Source organism: Micavibrio aeruginosavorus EPB (genome assembly GCF_000348745.1).
In the GTDB taxonomy this organism is placed as follows: domain Bacteria; phylum Pseudomonadota; class Alphaproteobacteria; order Micavibrionales; family Micavibrionaceae; genus Micavibrio; species Micavibrio aeruginosavorus_A.
The window spans coordinates 312,305-329,287 of the sequence record NC_020812.1; the positions used below are offsets into that span (position 1 = coordinate 312,305).

Sequence of the window (16,983 nt, forward strand, 5' to 3'; positions counted from 1 at the left end):
CCTCTGCTCTGATCTTTTTTCGGTTTTTCGCGACCGTGCCCTCAATCTACGCCTAAAGGATGAGGGTCTGATTAAAAAAGCCCGGCTTTTTAGGTATTTTTATTGCCTTTTGCCGAGGGTAAGAAAAAACCCCGCATTTCTGCGGGGTTTTTGAAGGAGCGACGGGCTTAGGCGGCCTGTTTACCGCGGCTTGCATAGCTGTTCATCAGGTTGCGGTAGTTCGGAATGTGGTTGGAAAACAACGTTCCCAGCCCCTCGACATCATTGCGCCAGTCGCGATGCAGTTCGCACGCCACCGCAAACCAGTTCAACGGCTGGGCCCCGGCCTGCACCATGCGCATCAGGGCGGCATCGCGCGTGTCCTTGTTGAACGTGCCCGATGCATCGGTGACGATGAACACGTCAAACCCTTCTTCAATCGCGGAAAGGGCGGGGAAGGCCACGCACACTTCGGTCACCACACCGGCGATGATCAATTGTTTTTTACCGGTGGCTTTGACGGCTTTCACGAAATCGTCATTGTCCCATGCGTTAATCTGACCCGGGCGGGCGACATAGGGCGTGTTCGGGAACATGTCTTTCAATTCCGGAACCAGCGGGCCGTTGGGGCCGTTTTCAAAGCTGGTGGTCAGGATGGTTGGTAATTTGAAATATTTGGCGATGTTTGCAATCGCCAGAACATTGTTCTTGAATTCATTCGGCGTGTAATCCTGAACCAGATTGATCAATCCGGTCTGGTGATCGACCAGCAGGACGGCGGCGTTGTTTTTATCAAGTTTTTTATATGTCGGATTCATGGTGTCTGTCCTTTAAGGGATGGTGGGTTGAAACAACTTGGTTTGATTTCATCGGCGGCCGTTAAAAGCGCCCGGCGCGGTAATCGTCAAAGGCCTGCCGGATTTCGTCTTGGGTGTTCATGACGAACGGGCCGTATCCGGCGATGGGTTCATCAATCGGTGCGCCGTTCAACAACAGGATTGCTGTGTCTTTCGTTGCTTCCAATAATATATCCTCGCCAGCCAGTTCAAACAGGGCCAGGTCGCGGGGTTGCAATGTTTTCAGGCCGTTAACCCGCACTTCGCCGCGTAAAACCAGCGCCATGGTGGTGAAATCATCGGGCAGGGACAAGGACGTTGTGCCGCCCGCCTGCAGTCGCATGTCAAAGACATTGATCGGCGTGAAGGTGCGGGCGGCTCCGCGCGTGCCGTTATAATCACCGGCAATCACACGCAACGTTCCCGCTTCGCCGGGCAGGGAGATCACCGGGATCTGCGCCTTCGCCAGTTCCTGATAGGCGGGCGCGGTCATTTTATCCTTCGCGGGCAAATTGACCCAGAGCTGGATCATCTCCAACACGCCACCGCGCGCGGTGAAATCGCGTCCGTGCATTTCTTCGTGCAGGATACCGCGCCCGGCGGTCATCCACTGCACATCGCCGGGGCCGATTTTGCCGCTGTTTCCGGCGTTATCGCTGTGCTCCACCTCGCCTTCATACACGATGGTGACTGTTTCAAAGCCGCGGTGCGGGTGTTGTTCAACCCCGCGCGGACGGTCGGATGGTTCAAACATCGCCGGGCCGGCATAATCCAGCATCAGGAACGGGCTGACATCCGCGCCATGGGTGTTGTACGAAAACATTGTCGTGACGGGGAAGCCATCGCCAACCCAGTGGGCTTGGGTGTTGCGAATGATACGCTTTATCGCTTTGGGTGTGGCCGGGGTCATTTTTTGCGCTTTCATCGCAGGTCCTCCTTTAAATTTTTGATCTGGAGGATAAGTTAGTGGGGTACGATCATTTTGTAAGTACGATCATAAATGATACCGTCAAAGAGAGTGAAAATGGCCAAAACCAAGGAAAAATCCGTATCGTGCCCGGTGGAAGTGACGTTGGCGGTGATGGCGGGGCGATGGAAAATCCTGATTATCCATCAGCTGGTGGACGGGCCGAAGCGGTTTAATCAGCTCCAGCGCGAGTTGGGGGCGATTACCCACCGCACGCTGAGCCAGCAATTGCGCGAGATGGAGGAGGATGGTCTGGTCATCCGTACCGATTACGGCGAAATACCACCGCGTGTGGATTACGCCTTGTCGCCGCGCGGGATGACATTGAAACCCATTCTCAGGGCGATGGAGAAATGGGCGCTGGAGCATGGTGCGGCTGTAATAAATAAATCTAAAAAATAAAATCGAATCCTGATTGCGGGCTCTGGTCTTTGGCGTCCATATTTTGTATTGTGCGTTGCAGAGGATGTTCCTTTTACAAAAGGGGCGGCCATCTCGCCCCGGAAAGTGTCTGACCCATGGACCTCGATCCCGCCCTTCTGGCCCGCGTTCAATTCGCTGCCAATATTACGTTCCATATTTTATTCCCCAGCATCACCATCGCGCTTGGATGGATCCTGCTGTTCTTCAAAACGCGGTTTAACGCGACGAAGGACCAGAAATGGATGGATGCGTATTTCGTCTGGACGAAAATTTTCGCCCTCTGTTTCGCTATGGGCGTGGTCAGCGGCATCACCATGTCGTTCCAGTTCGGCACCAACTGGCCGGGCTTTATGGAGACGGTGGGCAATATCGCCGGACCATTGCTGGCATACGAAGTGCTGACGGCGTTTTTCCTCGAAGCCACGTTCCTGGGCATCATGCTGTTCGGCTTCCGGCGTGTTCCGGGGTGGTTGCATACCACGGCGACGGTTCTGGTCGCGGCGGGCACGACATTTTCGGCCTTCTGGATTTTGGCGTTGAACAGCTGGATGCAAACCCCCGTCGGGTTTGAAATGATCCCGAATGACGCGGGTCATATGCAGGCGCATGCAACGGATTGGATGCAGATTATTTTTAATCCGTCATTCCCCTATCGCATGGTGCACATGTTGCTGGCCTCCGGCTTGACGGCATCGTTTCTGGTGGCGGGCATTTCCGCCTATCGCTGGTTCCGCAATGACCGGGCTCCGGCTGTGCTGGCCGCGTTGCGCACGGGCGTGACGATTGCCGCCATCCTGATCCCGATTCAGATTTATGCGGGCGATCTGCATGGTTTGAACACGCTGGAGCACCAGCCGCAAAAAGTGGCGGCGATGGAAGGGCTGTGGGAAACCCGCGAAGGGGCACCCTTGGTCCTGTTCGCCATGCCGAATGAAGAAACGCGGACAAACGATTTCGCCATTGAAATCCCCAATCTGGCCAGCCTGATCCTGACCCATCATATGGATGGGGAATTGAAGGGGTTGAATGAATTTGTTGGCAATCATCCGCCTGTGGCCCCGGTCTTTTGGGCGTTCCGCATCATGGTGGGGACGGGCATTTTGATGCTGGTCCTGTCATGGGCGGCGGCCTTTTACCTGTGGCGCAAGGGCGATATGCCGAAACTGCTGACCTTTGCCATGATCCCGATGGCGTTTTCGGGGTGGGTGGCCACGGTGGCCGGATGGTATGTCACCGAAATCGGGCGTCAACCGTGGCTGGTCACCGGCGTGTTGCGGACCGAGGATGCTATCTCCGCCGTTCCCGCGCCGATCATCGGGATCAGCCTGTCCATGTATCTGGCGGTGTATGCCGCGTTGTTGGTCGCCTTTATTGGCACGCTGCTGTACATCGCGCGTAAGGCGGGGACGCAAACACAAACGGTACAAACACCGCCGGCCTCTGGTCAGGCGATTGTTGAAGCCATCGCGGAATAAGGGAGAGACACCATGGAAATTTTTGCAAACGGACATTGGTTGCCTCTGGCCTTCGCGGGGCTGATGGGCTTGTCGATGCTGATCTACGCCGTTCTGGATGGTTATGATCTGGGGGTCGGCATTTTGATGCAGGCGGCGGATGAGGCGGAGAAAGACCGCATGATCGCGTCCATCGGCCCGTTCTGGGATGCCAATGAAACGTGGCTGGTTCTGGGCGTGGGGTTGCTGTTGGTGGCGTTTCCGATGGCACACGGGATTATTCTGTCCAGCCTGTATCTGCCCGTGGCCTTGATGCTGATTGGTCTGATCCTGCGCGGGGTGGCGTTTGATTTCCGGGCCAAGGTCAGTGCCGCACATAAGGGCATCTGGAACAATTTGTTCTTTGGTGGCTCGCTGCTGACGGCAGTATCACAAGGGTATATGCTCGGCTCTTATATCCTCGGCTTTGACACGGGGTGGGGCCCGGTGGCCTTTGCCTTGTTGACTGGCGTATGTGTGGCGTTTGGTTATTGCCTGATCGGCGCGTCATGGCTGCTGATGAAAACCGAGGGTGATTTGCAGAAAAAAGCATCCCGCTGGGCGCGCATCGCCTTGTGGGGAACGTTTGCGGGCATCACGCTGGTGTCCATTGCCACACCGTTGGTCAGCGAACGCATCTTTGATAAGTGGTTTACGTTCCCGAACGTGTTGTTGCTGGCCCCGATTCCGGTCATGACCGGGTTGTTGGTGATTGGGCTGGAAACGGCGTTGCGTCGCCTGCCGCGCCCGGATGATCATTGGTGTTGGTTGCCGTTTGTGGCGACCATTTGCCTGTTCGTGCTGTGCTTCCATGGGTTGGCGTACAGCTTCTATCCGTACATCGTGCCGGACAAATTGACGATCGTGGATGCGGCCAGTGCGCCGGAATCGCTGATGATCATTCTGGTCGGGGCGTTGATCGTTCTGCCCGTGCTGATCGGCTATACCTTCCTGGCGTATAAAATCTTCCACGGGAAAAGCAGGGATTTGCATTACGATTAAGATGTAAAAAAAGCCCCCGTTTTCCGGGGGCTTTTTTAATATCCAACGGTAAAGCGCTGGCGGATGTGGGCGGGATGCTCCAACTCGTCGATCAACGCGATGGCGTAATCTTCCTGTGATATGCGGCTGGACCCATCTGCCGCAAACAGAACAGAGTCCCCACCCAGGCGGAATGTGCCCGTGCGTTTCCCCGGCTCGATCATGATAGATGGGGAGATAAAGGTCCAATCCAGGTCCCGTTCCCGGCGCAGGCGGGTCAGGTAGTCCGCGCCCTTGCGGGCCTCGTTTTTCCATTCGGCAGGAAATTCATCGCTGTCCACCAGGCGCAGGCCGGGTTTGAGATCCAGACTGCCCGCACCGCCAACGGCGATATAGCGTTTCACACCGGATGATTTGATCGCGCTCAGTAATCGATCTGGATCAAAGGCGGAGAAGGGCAGACTGCTGATCACCGCCTCATGCCCGGATAGCGTCGTGGACAAGGCGGCCTCATCGCCGACATCGCCTTTGCGCGCGCTCAACCGTTCGTGGGTTGGCAATGCGTCCGTGTTGCGGACGATGGCCGTGACGCTATGGCCGCGGCTTAACGCTTCGGCCAGGATTTTTGATCCAATGTTTCCGGTCGCGCCAATCAGTGCAATGTTCATGATTGTGGTCTCCTTTCTATAGATGGCGTCGGTGCGGAAGAAACATGCTTATGCATTCAATCCACCATCGACAGTGATTTCAGCACCGGAGATATAGCTGGCCGCTGGCGAGGCTAGGAACGCGGCCAGAGCGGCGACTTCTTCGGGTTTGCCCAAACGTTTCATGGCTGTGAAGGCTGCGGCGTCCGGGTTGCCCATATCGGTGTCAATCGGGCCGGGCAATATCGAATTAACGGTGATGCTACGTGGGCCAAGGTCCAATGCCCATGAACGTGTCATGCCATTGACGGCAAATTTGCTCGTGTTGTAGATGCTGATGCCTGGTATAACGGCCCGTTCACCGAGAACGCTGGACAGGTTGATAATGCGCCCCTTATCCGGCATCACTTTGACGACGGCCTGCGTCAGTATGAAAAGCGATTTCACATTGATGTTGATCGTGCGGTCCAGCGCATCCATCGGAACATCACCAATGCTGGCGGCACCCTCCATAATTCCGGCATTGTTGACAAGAATATCAATACGCCCGAATTTTTTGACCACTTCATCGGCAACGGCTTGCATTGTTTCCGGTTTGTTGGCGTCCCCATGGATGACGATGGCTTGACCGCCTGCGGCCTCGATATCTTTTGCGACGGCGTCGGCTTTGTCTTTTGATGCGCCGTAGGTGATGGCAACGGTGGCACCGTCTTCGGCCAGTTTCTTGGCAATGGCTGCCCCAATACCGCGGGAAGCTCCGGTGACGAGGGCGACTTTGTTTTCCAGTGGGCGGGTCATGTCTTTATCCGTTCTGTAATGCTAAAGGTTAAAATCTGTACCATTCAGTAAATATTATAACGGGCGGGGTGTTTGGTCAAGGGATATTTTACCAATCGGTAAAAAATAATCATGGACTTTTTCCAATAGATTCTGTATATTTTACCTATAAGTATAAATGTAACTGTGACAAAGGAGCATGAAATGGCAGCCGGACGTCCCCGTCAGTTTGATTACGATCAGGCTTTGGACAAGGCCATGCACGTCTTTTGGGAAAAAGGGTATGAGGGCGCGTCCCTCCCTGATTTGACCGAAGCGATGGGCATTAACCGCCCCAGCATGTATGCCGCCTTTGGCAACAAGGAAGAATTGTTCCGCAAGGCCCTGCAAAAATACCAGGCCGATGCGGCGAGTATGTTCAAAACCCTGCTGGATGCGCCAACCTTGCGTGAATCGTTGGAACGGTTCCTGCTGGGCTCTGCGGAATCCTTTACCTGCAAGGAACGCCCGAGCGGATGCCTGGCCGTACACGGGGCACTGGTCGGCGGTGATGAATGCAGTGAGGCCCAGCAAGCGGCCAAAGAATCACGCGATGAAATTACGCGCTTGTTGAAAGAACGCTGTGACCGCGCGCTGGATGAGGGCGATTTGCCTGCCGGAACGAATACGGCGTATCTGGCACGCTTCTACACGACTGTTTTAAACGGCATGTCGATCCAAAGCACCAATGGCGTACCGTGCGACGAGATGCGCGCGATTGCAAAACATGCGCTGGATGCGTTGCCAACGGTGAATTGATAAAAACGTTCTTATGCGGAAATGATTAAGGCCCCCCGGTAACGGAGGGCCTTAAATACAAGAGCAATCCATGGTGGATCCTTTTGTTATAGGGTTTTATCAGCGTGGGCGGGCAACGATTCCGGTGTAACGGGCGCGATCGCGCAGTTCACGGATGCGGGCATCCTGTTCCGCGATATGGCGGTTAAAAGCCATCAGTTCGTCAATATCCCATTGCAGATTTCGCATGGTCATTCTCCTTACATTTGGCTGTGGGCGCGCAGATATTTCACAACGGCCGGTTCGTTTTCATCAGATTCAAAGTGCGTCACGATGCGGTTGAATTGTTGGTACATCGGCTGGGCAAAGAATTGGTCTTGGAATGATTGTGTGTGCATTTTCATCTCCGTTTATTTCATGCTGTTGAGGGTCAGAGTTGAGGTCTTCAGATACGTGATCAGGTCACTGATAAATTCATCGCGGTTTTGCATTTTTAAACTCCCTGTTTTTGGTGGTTTCATTTTTTGATTATCCGTTGATCCAGTCGGATACGGCATAAGCCCCGTGAACATCACCGCGGAACATGTTCGCGCGTTTGGTCAGTTCGGCCAGATAGACGTCACCTGTTTCAAATTCCAGATCCAGGACCGGGGTTTTCTTCTTCGTGCGTTGTGTGTGTTTAAAGCTGTTGCGTTTCATGGCGGTCATCCTTGTTGTTTAATTCTGTACTTATAAGTATAGAATAACCCGGATTTGACCGATCGGTCAACAATTATTTATCAACCAGTATAAAATATATTATCTTTATTTTTCAGTTATTTGCCGGATTTAACCCGGTCGGGCGGCAGGGGCAGGGCATCATTTTTATCGCCGGGAATGTCGCCAAACCGCCCGTTGGCCCAGTCTTCTTTGGCCTGCTCAATCCGCTCCTGAGAGCTGGAAACAAAGTTCCACCAGATGAAACGTTTTTCGGGCAAGGGCTCACCCCCCAGTAAAACGAAATGGGCGTCGCTGACGGCTTCGATCCGCACCGTGCCATCGGGCAGGAAAACGGGCAATGTATGCGGTGTGACATCTTCCCCACCCACACGAATGGCGCCATCAATCAGATACAGGCCCCGTTCGCGGTATTGTGGTGGCAGGTCGAAATGACGCCCCGCATTCATATGCACCTCGACATAAAACAGGGGGCTGTGAATTTTCACGGGGGACTCTTCGCCAAAGGCAGAACCCGCAATCACCTTCATGCGCACGCCGGGGGATTCGATGGTGGGAATCGTGCTGGCTTCGTAATGGGCAAACTCCGCGCCTTTTTCTTCAAACTCTTTGGGCAAAGCGATCCAGAATTGCAATCCATGCACATCGTTGGCATGGACACGTTCGGCGTGATCGGTGCGTTCGGAATGCGCGATGCCTGAACCAGCGATCATCCAATTGACGGCCCCGGGTGTAATCGCCTGATGCGAACCCAGCGTGTCGCGGTGAAGAATTTCGCCATCGAACAGATAGGTGAGTGTGGCCAAACCGATATGCGGGTGCGGGCGCACATCCAGACCATGCCCTTCGTCGTAATGCGCGGGGCCCATGTGGTCGAGGAAGATAAACGGGCCGAGCGTGCGGCGCTTCATATACGGCAACAGGCGGCGGACGAGCAGGTCGCCAATATCCGCTTCACGCGGCGGGATGGTCAGTTCGATCAGGGACATGGGGCGGGCCTTGGGTAAGAAGATCAAATATGGGGGAATTGTAGAGAGTGATGCGATGAATGGGAAGGCTTGTGCGTATGGCTCCTCCCCCCACCCTGACCCTCCCCCCTTCACAGGGGGGAGGAGATAGGAGGGGATAATGAAAGCCCTCCCCACTCCCCGAGGGGGGAGGGTTGGGTGGGGGGAGTGTTGTTGTCATGCAAATGGCCAATGCATACAAAAAAGAAACCGGGCGTCCCGACCACAAGGACGCCCGGTTCAAACAGGGTGCGCAGGAGAAGGGTTGGGGGCGTTCTCCTTATGACGCGACGGCCTGTCTGTTCGCTTTTGCTTTGTCGCATTGGCTAGCGATGGTGCTCATCGCGTTGTCCAGTGCGGATTGACGGTGGTCCGGGCCCATGGCGATGCCTTCGGCGCGGACATATTCAATATCCGTAATGCCCAGGAAGCCGAAGACGGCCCGCAAATACGGTTCCTGATGATCCATCGGGGCGGCTGGTGTATCGGGGCCGTAAAACCCGCCGCGGCTGGATACGATCACCACTTTCTTGCCGCCGGCAAGTCCTTCTGGGCCTTTTTCAGTGTAACGGAATGTTTTTCCAGCCACGGCGACGCGGTCGATCCAGGCTTTCAACTGGCTGGGCACAGAAAAATTATACATCGGCGCGCCAATGACGATGATGTCCGCGGCCAGGAAATCATTCATGATTTTTGCGCCATGGTCGATGTCGCGTTGTTGATCGGCGGTGCGATGTTCGGGGGCGGATGCTTGGGCCGCGAATAATTCGCCGCTCAAATGCTGGACCGGGTCACGGGCCAGATCAAGATACGTGGTTTCAAATTCATCATGGTCGGCTTCGATCCGTTCAACAATTGTCTTGGACAATTGGCGCGAAACAGAATTGTCGCCCATGATGCTGGAATCGATATGCAGGATTTTCATTGTACTGGTCTCCGTTAATCTTTTGTTTCTGGGTACGCTCCCCCCGGCGGGCGGTCGTTACGGGAGATAACGACCGCCCTTAGCGGTGGGCTTGGGGATGTTTTGGGTTTAGGTCGTGCCGAAAGCGCGTTTGATGGCGCTGGCGGCCTGGGCAATCGCCCCTTCGGTCGCCGGTGTTTCGGCCAGCGCGTTCAGCAACAGGAAGTCATGGATCGTGCCGTTATAACGCGTGACCGTGGTGCGGACGCCCGCTTCGTTCAGCTTCTCGCCATAAGCCTCGCCCTCATCGCGCAGAACGTCGTTCTGAACGGTGATGATCAACGCTTCCGGCAAGCCGATCAGCGTGTCGATCGACGCGCGCAGCGGGAAGATGTGCGGGTCATTGCCCGGATCTTTATCCAGCAGCGCTTCGCCAAACCACTTCATCGCCGGCAGGGTCAGCCACGGGCCATCCGCAAACGCGGTGTAGGAACTGTTGTCCGAAACATTATCCGTGACCGGATAGAACAACACCTGCATAGCGATTTTCGGGCCTTTGCGTTCCTTGGCCATGATCGCCAGAACGGCGGCCATGTTACCACCGGCGCTGTCACCCGCCACGATGATGCGGTTGGCATCAATGTTCAGGGACCCGGCATTCGCGGCCATATATTCCAAAACGGCATAGGCCTGTTCATGCGGAACCGGGAATTTGACTTCCGGTGTGCGGTCGTAATCAACGAACATCAACGCGGCCCCGGTGGCGTGAACCAGATCGCGGCTCAAACGATCATGCGTGTTGGCATCGCCCAGCATCCAGCCACCGCCATGGGTGTACAAGATCACGGGCAAGGCGCCGGTGGACCCGGCGGGGCGATACAGGCGCACCTTCACACTGCCGGTCGGGCCGATATTCAGGGTCATGTCCTTAACATCCGCATCGCGCAGGCGGGTGGGCACCTGTTGCACGGTTTCAAGAACCTTGCGGGCTTCGGCGGGGGTCAGGGTGTAAAGCGGTGCGCCCCCGGCGGCGATCACGGCGTCCATAAAGGCCTTGGTCGGTTGGTCGAGATACGGGCCCTTCGGGGTGCCGTGAATGACGTTCAGGGACAAGTCTTTTGCTTTTTGAAGGATATTCATGGTCGGTCTCTCTTTCGTGGTCTGTTGTGCGGTCTCAATCTGTACTGATAAGTACATATTAAGCTGGATTTTGGGTGGGCGCAACAGAAATTTGTACCGGATGATAAAAAAATTTATTTCTTATTTATTTCAAATGGTTGGTTTACTGGAATTGGGCGGTTTTGGGGGTGGTTATTAAAAAAGCCCCGGTTTTAAAACCGGGGCTTTTTAAAAATGAGGAGGCCAATCCGGCCTTATTTCGTTCCGAAAATCCGGTCCCCGGCATCGCCGATCCCTGGCAGGATATAGCCATGCTCGTTCAATTGACGGTCAATGGCGGCGGTGTAAATCGGCACATCCGGGTGCGCTTCCTGGAAGGCCTTGATCCCTTCCGGGCATGCGATCAGGCACAGGAACTTAATGTCCACGGCGTCATGGTCCTTGATCCGGTCCACGGCGGCAATCGCGGAATTACCGGTGGCCAGCATCGGGTCGACGACGACCACCTGACGGTTGGCCAGATCCTCGGGCACCTTCATGTAATATTCCACCGGGATCAATGTATCCGGATCACGGTACAGGCCAACGTGGCCCACGCGGGCGGATGGCACCAGATCCAACAAGCCGTCAACAAAACCATTGCCCGCACGCAGGATGGAGATCAGGCAGAGTTTTTTGCCGGCCAGTTGCTGGCCCTCCATCGTTTCCAGCGGGGTTTCGATTTTCACGCCTTCGGTCGGCAGGTCGCGCATCAATTCATAGCCCATCAACATGGAAATTTCGCGCAACAGATCGCGGAATTCTTTCGTTGATGTGGTTGTTTTCCGCATGATGGTCAGCTTGTGCTGAACCAGCGGGTGATTGATAACATGCACGTTGTTTTCGCTCATGGCGGATACTCCTCGTTCGTCCATTGTCTTATTCATCGAGACCGCGTCCTTTCACGCCTTGCAATTCTTTTTCATCCATCACCTGATCCGGGTCCGGTACGAAATAGCCAGCGGCTTTCTTCGCTTCCATTTCAACGGCGGCATCTGGCGGGATCAATTCCGCCGGGATCGGGATGCGGTGAACAATTTCAATACCGTGATTGGCCAGCGCATCATGCTTCATGTTGCTCATGCTGGCGAAACGGTCGATCTTCTTAATGCCCAGCCAGTGGAAGATGTCCGGCATCAACGCCTGGAAGCGCATATCCTGAACCCCGGCGACGCATTCTGTGCGTTCGAAATATTTTGCGGCGCTGTCTCCGCCTTCCTGACGTTTGCGGGCGTTATAGACCAGGAATTTCGTGACTTCGCCCAGGGCGCGGCCCTCTTTCCGGTTATAGACGACCAGTCCACATCCGCCTTGTTGCGCCGTTTCAATGCACAGTTCAATGCCATGGCACAGATACGGGCGGCAGGTGCAGATGTCGGACCCGAACACGTCGGACCCGTTGCATTCATCATGCACGCGGCACGCCAACGGCACATTCGGATCATGGATGGTTTCAACATCACCCATGAAATACAGCGTATGCCCGCCGATCGGGGGCAGGAACACTTTCAAATCGGGGCGTGTGACCAATTCCGGGAACATGCCACCGGAATTTTCGAACAGGCTGCGGCGCAGATCATGTTCATCCACGCCCAGCCGTTCGGCCATGCCCGGCAAATGCCAGACCGGGTCAATCGCGGCCTTGGTTACGCGGACATCGCCGTTTTCTTTCAGAATTTTTCCATCCGGCTTTAACCGACCGGCGCGCATGGCGTCGTGAATTTCCGGCACGTTAATATGGGCGCGGGTGACGGCGATGGTTGGGCGGACATCCAGACCCTTTTGGCGGTATTCTTCAAACGCCTCGCCCACCATGTGACCCCACGGGTCGAGCGAAACAATCCGGCCCGGTTCAAACCATTGTTCATGCGGGCCGATTTTGACCGGCGGCGCGGTGTTGTGCAAATCCGGAACGTGCAACGGGTCCAGTTCCCCGGTGGCCACGGCCACGGCACGGTAAACGGAATAAGCCCCGGCATACGCACCAATCACGTTCGATGCCGCGTGGTCGGCCATGCTGGCGATCAGCGGACCGCGCTCGGCCAGCGTTTTTGCGCCCCATGTGATTTTCGGAATCTTGCCATCCTTCGGTGGATGGGATGTCAGAACAATATGCGATGGATTGGATCGGTTCTTTTTCATTATGGCCTCCCGGCCTTATGCCCTGTTGAATATATGGCCCATCAAGAAATGGCCCATCAATAAATGGACGGGAACTATAGCGCAGGGTGACGGCGGGGGCAAAGGATGATAGATATTGAGGCCTGAAAAATCGAACCATACGGGGATGAAACATGACCGCAGCGCAACAAATCCAGCATTTCATCAATGGTCGGACCTATGTCGATCCGGATGGGCGCACCAGCGCGGTTTATAACCCGGCCACGGGTGAAATTGCGGGATCTGTGCCTTTGGCTGCGCCAGCTACGGTGGAACGGGCGATTGCCGCGGCTGAAGCCGCGTTGCCCGGCTGGGTCGCGACCCCACCGCTGCGCCGGGCGCGCGTGCTGTTCAAGTTCAAGGATCTGCTGGATCAAAATGCGGACAAGCTGGCCGCGATTATCACGGCGGAGCATGGCAAGGTTTTGTCCGATGCCGCCGGCGAAGTCACGCGCGGGATCGAGGTGGTCGAATTTGCCTGTGGCATTCCACATTTGCTGAAGGGCGAATATTCCGAAAATGTCGGCACCAATATTGATACCTATTCAATCCGTCAGCCGGTTGGGGTCTGTGCGGGTATTACGCCGTTTAACTTCCCGGCCATGGTGGGCATGTGGATGTTCCCGGTGGCGATTGCGTGCGGCAATACATTCGTGTGGAAGCCGTCGGAGCGCGATCCGTCCGCGGCGCTGTTCATTGCCGATTTGTTCAAGCAGGCGGGATTGCCCGACGGCGTATTGAACGTTGTCCATGGCGACAAGGGCGCGGTGGATGCATTGTTGACCGACAAACGTGTGGGCGCGATCAGCTTCGTCGGATCGACGCCGATTGCGCATTATATTTATGAAACCGCGGCCCGCAATGGCAAGCGTGTGCAAGCGTTGGGCGGAGCGAAAAACCACATGGTGGTGATGCCCGATGCCGACATGGATCAGGCGGTGGATGCGCTGATGGGTGCGGCCTATGGCTCTGCTGGTGAACGCTGCATGGCGATTTCGGTGGCGGTGGCCGTCGGTGATGCCGGTGAAAAATTGATGCAGAAATTAAAACCGCGGGTCGAGGCGTTAAAAATTGGCCCGGGCACGGACCATGAATCCGAAATGGGGCCGCTGGTCACGCGGGATCATTTGAACAAGGTGCTGTCCTACGTCGATGCGGGCTTGAAAGAGGGCGCGCAGTTGGTCGTTGACGGGCGCAATTTCAAACTGAACCGCCAGGGCTACGAAAACGGGTTTTATATGGGCGGATGCCTGTTTGATCACGTGAAGCCGGAGATGACGATTTACCGCGAAGAAATTTTTGGCCCCGTTTTGTGCGTGGTGCGGTCGGAAAATTTCGATTCCGCCGTTGATCTGATCAACGCGCATCAGTTTGGTAACGGTACGGCTGTATTCACGCGCGATGGTGATTGCGCGCGGACCTTCGTGAATAAAATTCAGGTCGGGATGGTTGGTGTGAACGTGCCAATCCCTGTGCCCGTAGCGTTCCACAGCTTTGGCGGGTGGAAAGATTCTGTGTTCGGTGCGCATGGTATGCACGGGCCAGAAGGCATTCATTTCTACACGCGCCTGAAAACGGTGACGTCGCGTTGGCCTGCTGGCGTGCGCGAAGGTGCGCAATTCGTCATGCCGACGATGAAATAAACCGGGCAAGAAATATTCCAACCTTAAGTATGTGTTAACGCCACCCCCCACCCATGGGGGGTGTTCACGCACATCATCTGCGTGTACATTATTATCTACGTGAATCAATAAGATATGGGGCGCTGGCGAAAGTCGGTAAGCTTCACGTCATAATAGAATGGCACAGTAACCCTAAGATAGGGGTTTTACAGTGCAGGATAAAAATCGAATGCAAAGTCTCTTACTCATCGAAGATAATCCGATCATCGGGTCCATGACGGAAACGGTTCTGAAATCCGCTTACACAGTTGAGTGGGTTCAATCGGCCGAAGCTGCTGCGCAAAAACTGCAAAGCGGGACGCATTATGATTTGTTGATCCTGGATGTGAATTTGCCGGGTATGTCCGGTTTTGATTTTCTACGCCAAATGCGCGAAGGCGGACAGGACTATCCCGTCCTGATGCTGACCGTTCACAATTCGGTCGATAACCGCGTCGAAGGGCTGAATGCCGGCGCGGATGATTATGTTTGCAAACCTTATAATCCCGATGAATTGCTGGTGCGCGTTGCCACCCTTCTGCGTCGTGTCGGCGGCAGCACCCAACATATTATCAACCACGGTGACTTGCGCTATGACACGGCGTTTTGCAGTGTCGAAAAAGCGGGCGTGCCCGTGTCGCTGTCCGCGCGTGAGGCAGCGGTGCTGGATATTCTGATGGGCAATATCGGCCGGATCATCAGCAAGACCCAGATCGAAGATTTCGTCTATGGCCGCGCCGGGTCGGACCAGGCGCAAAGCAACGCGATTGAGGTGCATGTGTCATCCCTGCGTCGCAAACTGGGCCACGGGGTTATCCGCACGGTGCGCGGTCTGGGCTACACCATCCCGACCGAAGTCGATATGGATGCCATTGATTCAGAAGACGAAACCACCGCACCGCACAAAACTGGCCTGGCCGACACCGCGGAATAGGGGTGGGCCGGGCAAAACCCGGTGTTTTTCTCGCTTATAAAGCTTTTCCTGATCATCCAAATCTTGTACAAACCGGGCGAGCCTTGGGCTCGCTTGGTTTTACATAAACATTGATGGTTGCGGTGGGGCCGTATTGTTCGACCCCGGCGGCAGCCTACGGGTGATTTCATCATGAAAAGTTCTGCGCTTCCGCAATTCACGACCATTGAACCGGCCTCGGATCTGCCGCCCCACATTCAGGATATTGTCCACTCCTATGCGACCGCCAAGGCGACGGTCGGGGTTGTTGGTTTGGGTTATGTTGGTATCCCGCTGGTGTCGACATTGAGCGCGAACGGTTTTGAAGTGATCGGCTTCGATGTTGATGATGCCCGCGTCGAGGGGCTGAAAAACGGCAAATCCCCGATCAAGCACATCCCGTCATCTGACATTCAAAAGATTCTCGATACTGGCAAGTTTGATGTCACATCCGATTTTACCAAACTGGCCAACGCCGATGCGATCCTGATTTGCGTCCCAACGCCGCTGACGAAGCAACGCGAGCCGGATTTGAGCTTCGTTGTCGATACGACGAAGGTGATTGCGAAATATCTCCGCAAAGGCCAATTGATCGTTCTGGAATCCACCACATATCCGGGCACCACGACCGAAGTCATGCGTCCGATTTTGGAAGAAACCGGGTTGAAGTGCGGTGAAGATTTCTTCATGGCTTATTCGCCGGAGCGTGAAGATCCGGGCAATGAAAAATTCTCTGCTGCTTCGATCCCGAAAGTTGTTGGTGGTGATGGCGCGGCGGCGATTGCCATGGCGACCACCCTGTACGGCAAAATTGTGCCGCAGGTTGTGCCGGTATCGTCCACCGAAACGGCGGAAGCGGTGAAGCTGACTGAAAACATTTTCCGTGCGGTGAATATCGCGCTGGTGAACGAGCTGAAGGTCATCTACTCCGCCATGGGCATTGATGTGTGGGAAGTGATCAATGCGGCGAAAACCAAGCCGTTCGGCTTTATGCCGTTCTATCCGGGGCCGGGCTTGGGCGGTCACTGCATTCCAATCGATCCGTTCTATCTGACATGGAAAGCCCGCGAATACGAAATTTCCACCCGCTTTATTGAACTGGCGGGCGAGGTGAACGTGAATATGCCGCGTTATGTTGTAACCAATCTGGCTGAAGCGTTGAGCGTTCGTGCGAAGAAAAGCCTGAACGGGGCGAAAATCCTGCTGCTGGGCATTGCGTACAAAAAGAACGTCGATGATATGCGTGAAAGCCCGTCTTTGCGTCTGTGGGAAATCATGGAAGAGCGCGGCGCGACCGTCGATTTCCACGATTCGTATATCCCGGTTGTGCCGAAAACGCGTGAGCATATGGCTTTGGCTGGCCGCAAGGGCGTTGAGCTGAATGCTGCTACACTGGCGCAATATGATGCAGTATTGATCGCGACTGATCACGATGATGTCGATTACAAAATGATCGTCGATAATGCCAAGCTGGTTGTTGATACGCGCAATGCGTGCGAACGCGCTGGTTTGACCGGCGGCAATATCGTTAAGTCGTAATCGGG

19 protein-coding genes are annotated in these 16,983 nt (G+C 55.1%); 7 read left to right on the top strand and 12 right to left on the bottom strand.

What is annotated here, in order from left to right:
* Window positions 1–167: 167 nt before the first annotated feature.
* Window positions 168–797, bottom strand: coding sequence for an isochorismate family cysteine hydrolase YcaC (gene ycaC / locus A11S_RS01335; RefSeq protein ID WP_015466675.1), 630 nt, complete (start codon window positions 795–797; stop codon window positions 168–170).
* 61 nt (window positions 798–858) lie between these two features.
* Window positions 859–1,740, bottom strand: coding sequence for a pirin family protein (locus tag A11S_RS01340; protein WP_015466676.1), 882 nt, complete (start codon window positions 1,738–1,740; stop codon window positions 859–861).
* 99 nt (window positions 1,741–1,839) lie between these two features.
* On the opposite strand from A11S_RS01340, the gene A11S_RS01345 reads away from it, so the two are divergent.
* From A11S_RS01345 to A11S_RS01355, 3 genes are all read left to right on the top strand, one after another.
* Window positions 1,840–2,184 (top strand): winged helix-turn-helix transcriptional regulator, encoded by a 345-nt coding sequence (locus A11S_RS01345; protein WP_015466677.1) that lies wholly within the window; start codon window positions 1,840–1,842, stop codon window positions 2,182–2,184.
* A gap of 116 nt (window positions 2,185–2,300) precedes the next feature.
* A complete protein-coding gene (locus A11S_RS01350) occupies window positions 2,301–3,680 on the top strand; it encodes a cytochrome ubiquinol oxidase subunit I (RefSeq protein WP_015466678.1) in 1,380 nt (459 codons plus the stop codon).
* 12 nt (window positions 3,681–3,692) lie between these two features.
* Entirely contained in the window at window positions 3,693–4,700 is a 1,008-nt protein-coding gene (locus tag A11S_RS01355) for a cytochrome d ubiquinol oxidase subunit II (RefSeq protein WP_015466679.1), read from the top strand.
* 35 nt (window positions 4,701–4,735) lie between these two features.
* Here the strand turns inward: A11S_RS01355 and A11S_RS01360 are convergent, their stop codons facing one another.
* Together A11S_RS01360 and A11S_RS01365 are read right to left on the bottom strand one after the other, a co-directional pair.
* A complete protein-coding gene (locus A11S_RS01360; RefSeq protein WP_015466680.1) occupies window positions 4,736–5,347 on the bottom strand; it encodes an NAD(P)-dependent oxidoreductase in 612 nt (203 codons plus the stop codon).
* A 48-nt stretch (window positions 5,348–5,395) separates the two neighbouring features.
* The gene (locus tag A11S_RS01365) at window positions 5,396–6,124 is read right to left on the bottom strand and encodes an SDR family NAD(P)-dependent oxidoreductase (RefSeq protein ID WP_015466681.1); all 729 of its coding nucleotides are present in this window, start codon (window positions 6,122–6,124) and stop codon (window positions 5,396–5,398) included.
* Between the two features lie 183 nt (window positions 6,125–6,307).
* Here A11S_RS01365 and A11S_RS01370 point away from each other — a divergent pair, with 183 nt between their 5' ends.
* On the top strand, window positions 6,308–6,901 hold the full coding sequence (locus A11S_RS01370; RefSeq protein ID WP_015466682.1) for a TetR/AcrR family transcriptional regulator: 594 nt from the start codon (window positions 6,308–6,310) through the stop codon (window positions 6,899–6,901).
* 99 nt (window positions 6,902–7,000) lie between these two features.
* Here A11S_RS01370 and A11S_RS12125 read toward each other — a convergent pair whose 3' ends face one another.
* The 8 genes from A11S_RS12125 to A11S_RS01400 form a co-directional block, all read right to left on the bottom strand.
* Complete coding sequence (locus A11S_RS12125) at window positions 7,001–7,129, bottom strand: hypothetical protein (RefSeq protein ID WP_015466683.1); 129 nt, start codon at window positions 7,127–7,129, stop codon at window positions 7,001–7,003.
* Between the two features lie 11 nt (window positions 7,130–7,140).
* Complete coding sequence (locus A11S_RS11965) at window positions 7,141–7,278, bottom strand: hypothetical protein (RefSeq protein WP_015466684.1); 138 nt, start codon at window positions 7,276–7,278, stop codon at window positions 7,141–7,143.
* A gap of 130 nt (window positions 7,279–7,408) precedes the next feature.
* The gene (locus A11S_RS11970) at window positions 7,409–7,579 is read right to left on the bottom strand and encodes a hypothetical protein (protein WP_015466686.1); all 171 of its coding nucleotides are present in this window, start codon (window positions 7,577–7,579) and stop codon (window positions 7,409–7,411) included.
* A gap of 116 nt (window positions 7,580–7,695) precedes the next feature.
* Window positions 7,696–8,586: a pirin family protein gene (locus A11S_RS01380; RefSeq protein ID WP_015466687.1), complete on the bottom strand. Its 891-nt coding sequence runs from the start codon at window positions 8,584–8,586 to the stop codon at window positions 7,696–7,698.
* 298 nt (window positions 8,587–8,884) lie between these two features.
* Window positions 8,885–9,529, bottom strand: coding sequence for an FMN-dependent NADH-azoreductase (locus A11S_RS01385; RefSeq protein WP_015466688.1), 645 nt, complete (start codon window positions 9,527–9,529; stop codon window positions 8,885–8,887).
* Between the two features lie 108 nt (window positions 9,530–9,637).
* Window positions 9,638–10,648, bottom strand: a complete 1,011-nt coding sequence (locus tag A11S_RS01390) for an alpha/beta hydrolase (RefSeq protein WP_015466689.1) — start codon at window positions 10,646–10,648, stop codon at window positions 9,638–9,640.
* 233 nt (window positions 10,649–10,881) lie between these two features.
* Window positions 10,882–11,553 (bottom strand): uracil phosphoribosyltransferase, encoded by a 672-nt coding sequence (gene upp, locus A11S_RS01395; protein WP_015466690.1) that lies wholly within the window; start codon window positions 11,551–11,553, stop codon window positions 10,882–10,884.
* Entirely contained in the window at window positions 11,546–12,808 is a 1,263-nt protein-coding gene (locus A11S_RS01400) for a GTP cyclohydrolase II (RefSeq protein ID WP_015466691.1), read from the bottom strand. The genes upp and A11S_RS01400 overlap by 8 nt, the downstream gene beginning before the upstream one ends.
* A gap of 152 nt (window positions 12,809–12,960) precedes the next feature.
* On the opposite strand from A11S_RS01400, the gene A11S_RS01405 reads away from it, so the two are divergent.
* From A11S_RS01405 to A11S_RS01415, 3 genes are all read left to right on the top strand, one after another.
* The gene (locus tag A11S_RS01405; RefSeq protein WP_015466692.1) at window positions 12,961–14,469 is read left to right on the top strand and encodes a CoA-acylating methylmalonate-semialdehyde dehydrogenase; all 1,509 of its coding nucleotides are present in this window, start codon (window positions 12,961–12,963) and stop codon (window positions 14,467–14,469) included.
* A 208-nt stretch (window positions 14,470–14,677) separates the two neighbouring features.
* Window positions 14,678–15,421, top strand: a complete 744-nt coding sequence (locus tag A11S_RS01410) for a response regulator transcription factor (RefSeq protein ID WP_041802331.1) — start codon at window positions 14,678–14,680, stop codon at window positions 15,419–15,421.
* 171 nt (window positions 15,422–15,592) lie between these two features.
* Complete coding sequence (locus tag A11S_RS01415; protein ID WP_015466694.1) at window positions 15,593–16,978, top strand: nucleotide sugar dehydrogenase; 1,386 nt, start codon at window positions 15,593–15,595, stop codon at window positions 16,976–16,978.
* The last annotated feature ends 5 nt before the right edge of the window (window positions 16,979–16,983 follow it).

Bases quoted from the DNA above. Each gene is read 5' to 3' on its own strand.
- ycaC (WP_015466675.1), bottom strand. From the start codon at position 797: ATGAATCCGACATATAAAAAACTTGATAAAAACAACGCCGCCGTCCTG.
- A11S_RS01340 (WP_015466676.1), bottom strand. From the start codon at position 1,740: ATGAAAGCGCAAAAAATGACCCCGGCCACACCCAAAGCGATAAAGCGT.
- A11S_RS01345 (WP_015466677.1), top strand. From the start codon at position 1,840: ATGGCCAAAACCAAGGAAAAATCCGTATCGTGCCCGGTGGAAGTGACG.
- A11S_RS01350 (WP_015466678.1), top strand. From the start codon at position 2,301: ATGGACCTCGATCCCGCCCTTCTGGCCCGCGTTCAATTCGCTGCCAAT.
- A11S_RS01355 (WP_015466679.1), top strand. From the start codon at position 3,693: ATGGAAATTTTTGCAAACGGACATTGGTTGCCTCTGGCCTTCGCGGGG.
- A11S_RS01360 (WP_015466680.1), bottom strand. From the start codon at position 5,347: ATGAACATTGCACTGATTGGCGCGACCGGAAACATTGGATCAAAAATC.
- A11S_RS01365 (WP_015466681.1), bottom strand. From the start codon at position 6,124: ATGACCCGCCCACTGGAAAACAAAGTCGCCCTCGTCACCGGAGCTTCC.
- A11S_RS01370 (WP_015466682.1), top strand. From the start codon at position 6,308: ATGGCAGCCGGACGTCCCCGTCAGTTTGATTACGATCAGGCTTTGGAC.
- A11S_RS12125 (WP_015466683.1), bottom strand. From the start codon at position 7,129: ATGCGAAATCTGCAATGGGATATTGACGAACTGATGGCTTTTAACCGC.
- A11S_RS11965 (WP_015466684.1), bottom strand. From the start codon at position 7,278: ATGCACACACAATCATTCCAAGACCAATTCTTTGCCCAGCCGATGTAC.
- A11S_RS11970 (WP_015466686.1), bottom strand. From the start codon at position 7,579: ATGAAACGCAACAGCTTTAAACACACACAACGCACGAAGAAGAAAACC.
- A11S_RS01380 (WP_015466687.1), bottom strand. From the start codon at position 8,586: ATGTCCCTGATCGAACTGACCATCCCGCCGCGTGAAGCGGATATTGGC.
- A11S_RS01385 (WP_015466688.1), bottom strand. From the start codon at position 9,529: ATGAAAATCCTGCATATCGATTCCAGCATCATGGGCGACAATTCTGTT.
- A11S_RS01390 (WP_015466689.1), bottom strand. From the start codon at position 10,648: ATGAATATCCTTCAAAAAGCAAAAGACTTGTCCCTGAACGTCATTCAC.
- upp (WP_015466690.1), bottom strand. From the start codon at position 11,553: ATGAATAAGACAATGGACGAACGAGGAGTATCCGCCATGAGCGAAAAC.
- A11S_RS01400 (WP_015466691.1), bottom strand. From the start codon at position 12,808: ATGAAAAAGAACCGATCCAATCCATCGCATATTGTTCTGACATCCCAT.
- A11S_RS01405 (WP_015466692.1), top strand. From the start codon at position 12,961: ATGACCGCAGCGCAACAAATCCAGCATTTCATCAATGGTCGGACCTAT.
- A11S_RS01410 (WP_041802331.1), top strand. From the start codon at position 14,678: ATGCAAAGTCTCTTACTCATCGAAGATAATCCGATCATCGGGTCCATG.
- A11S_RS01415 (WP_015466694.1), top strand. From the start codon at position 15,593: ATGAAAAGTTCTGCGCTTCCGCAATTCACGACCATTGAACCGGCCTCG.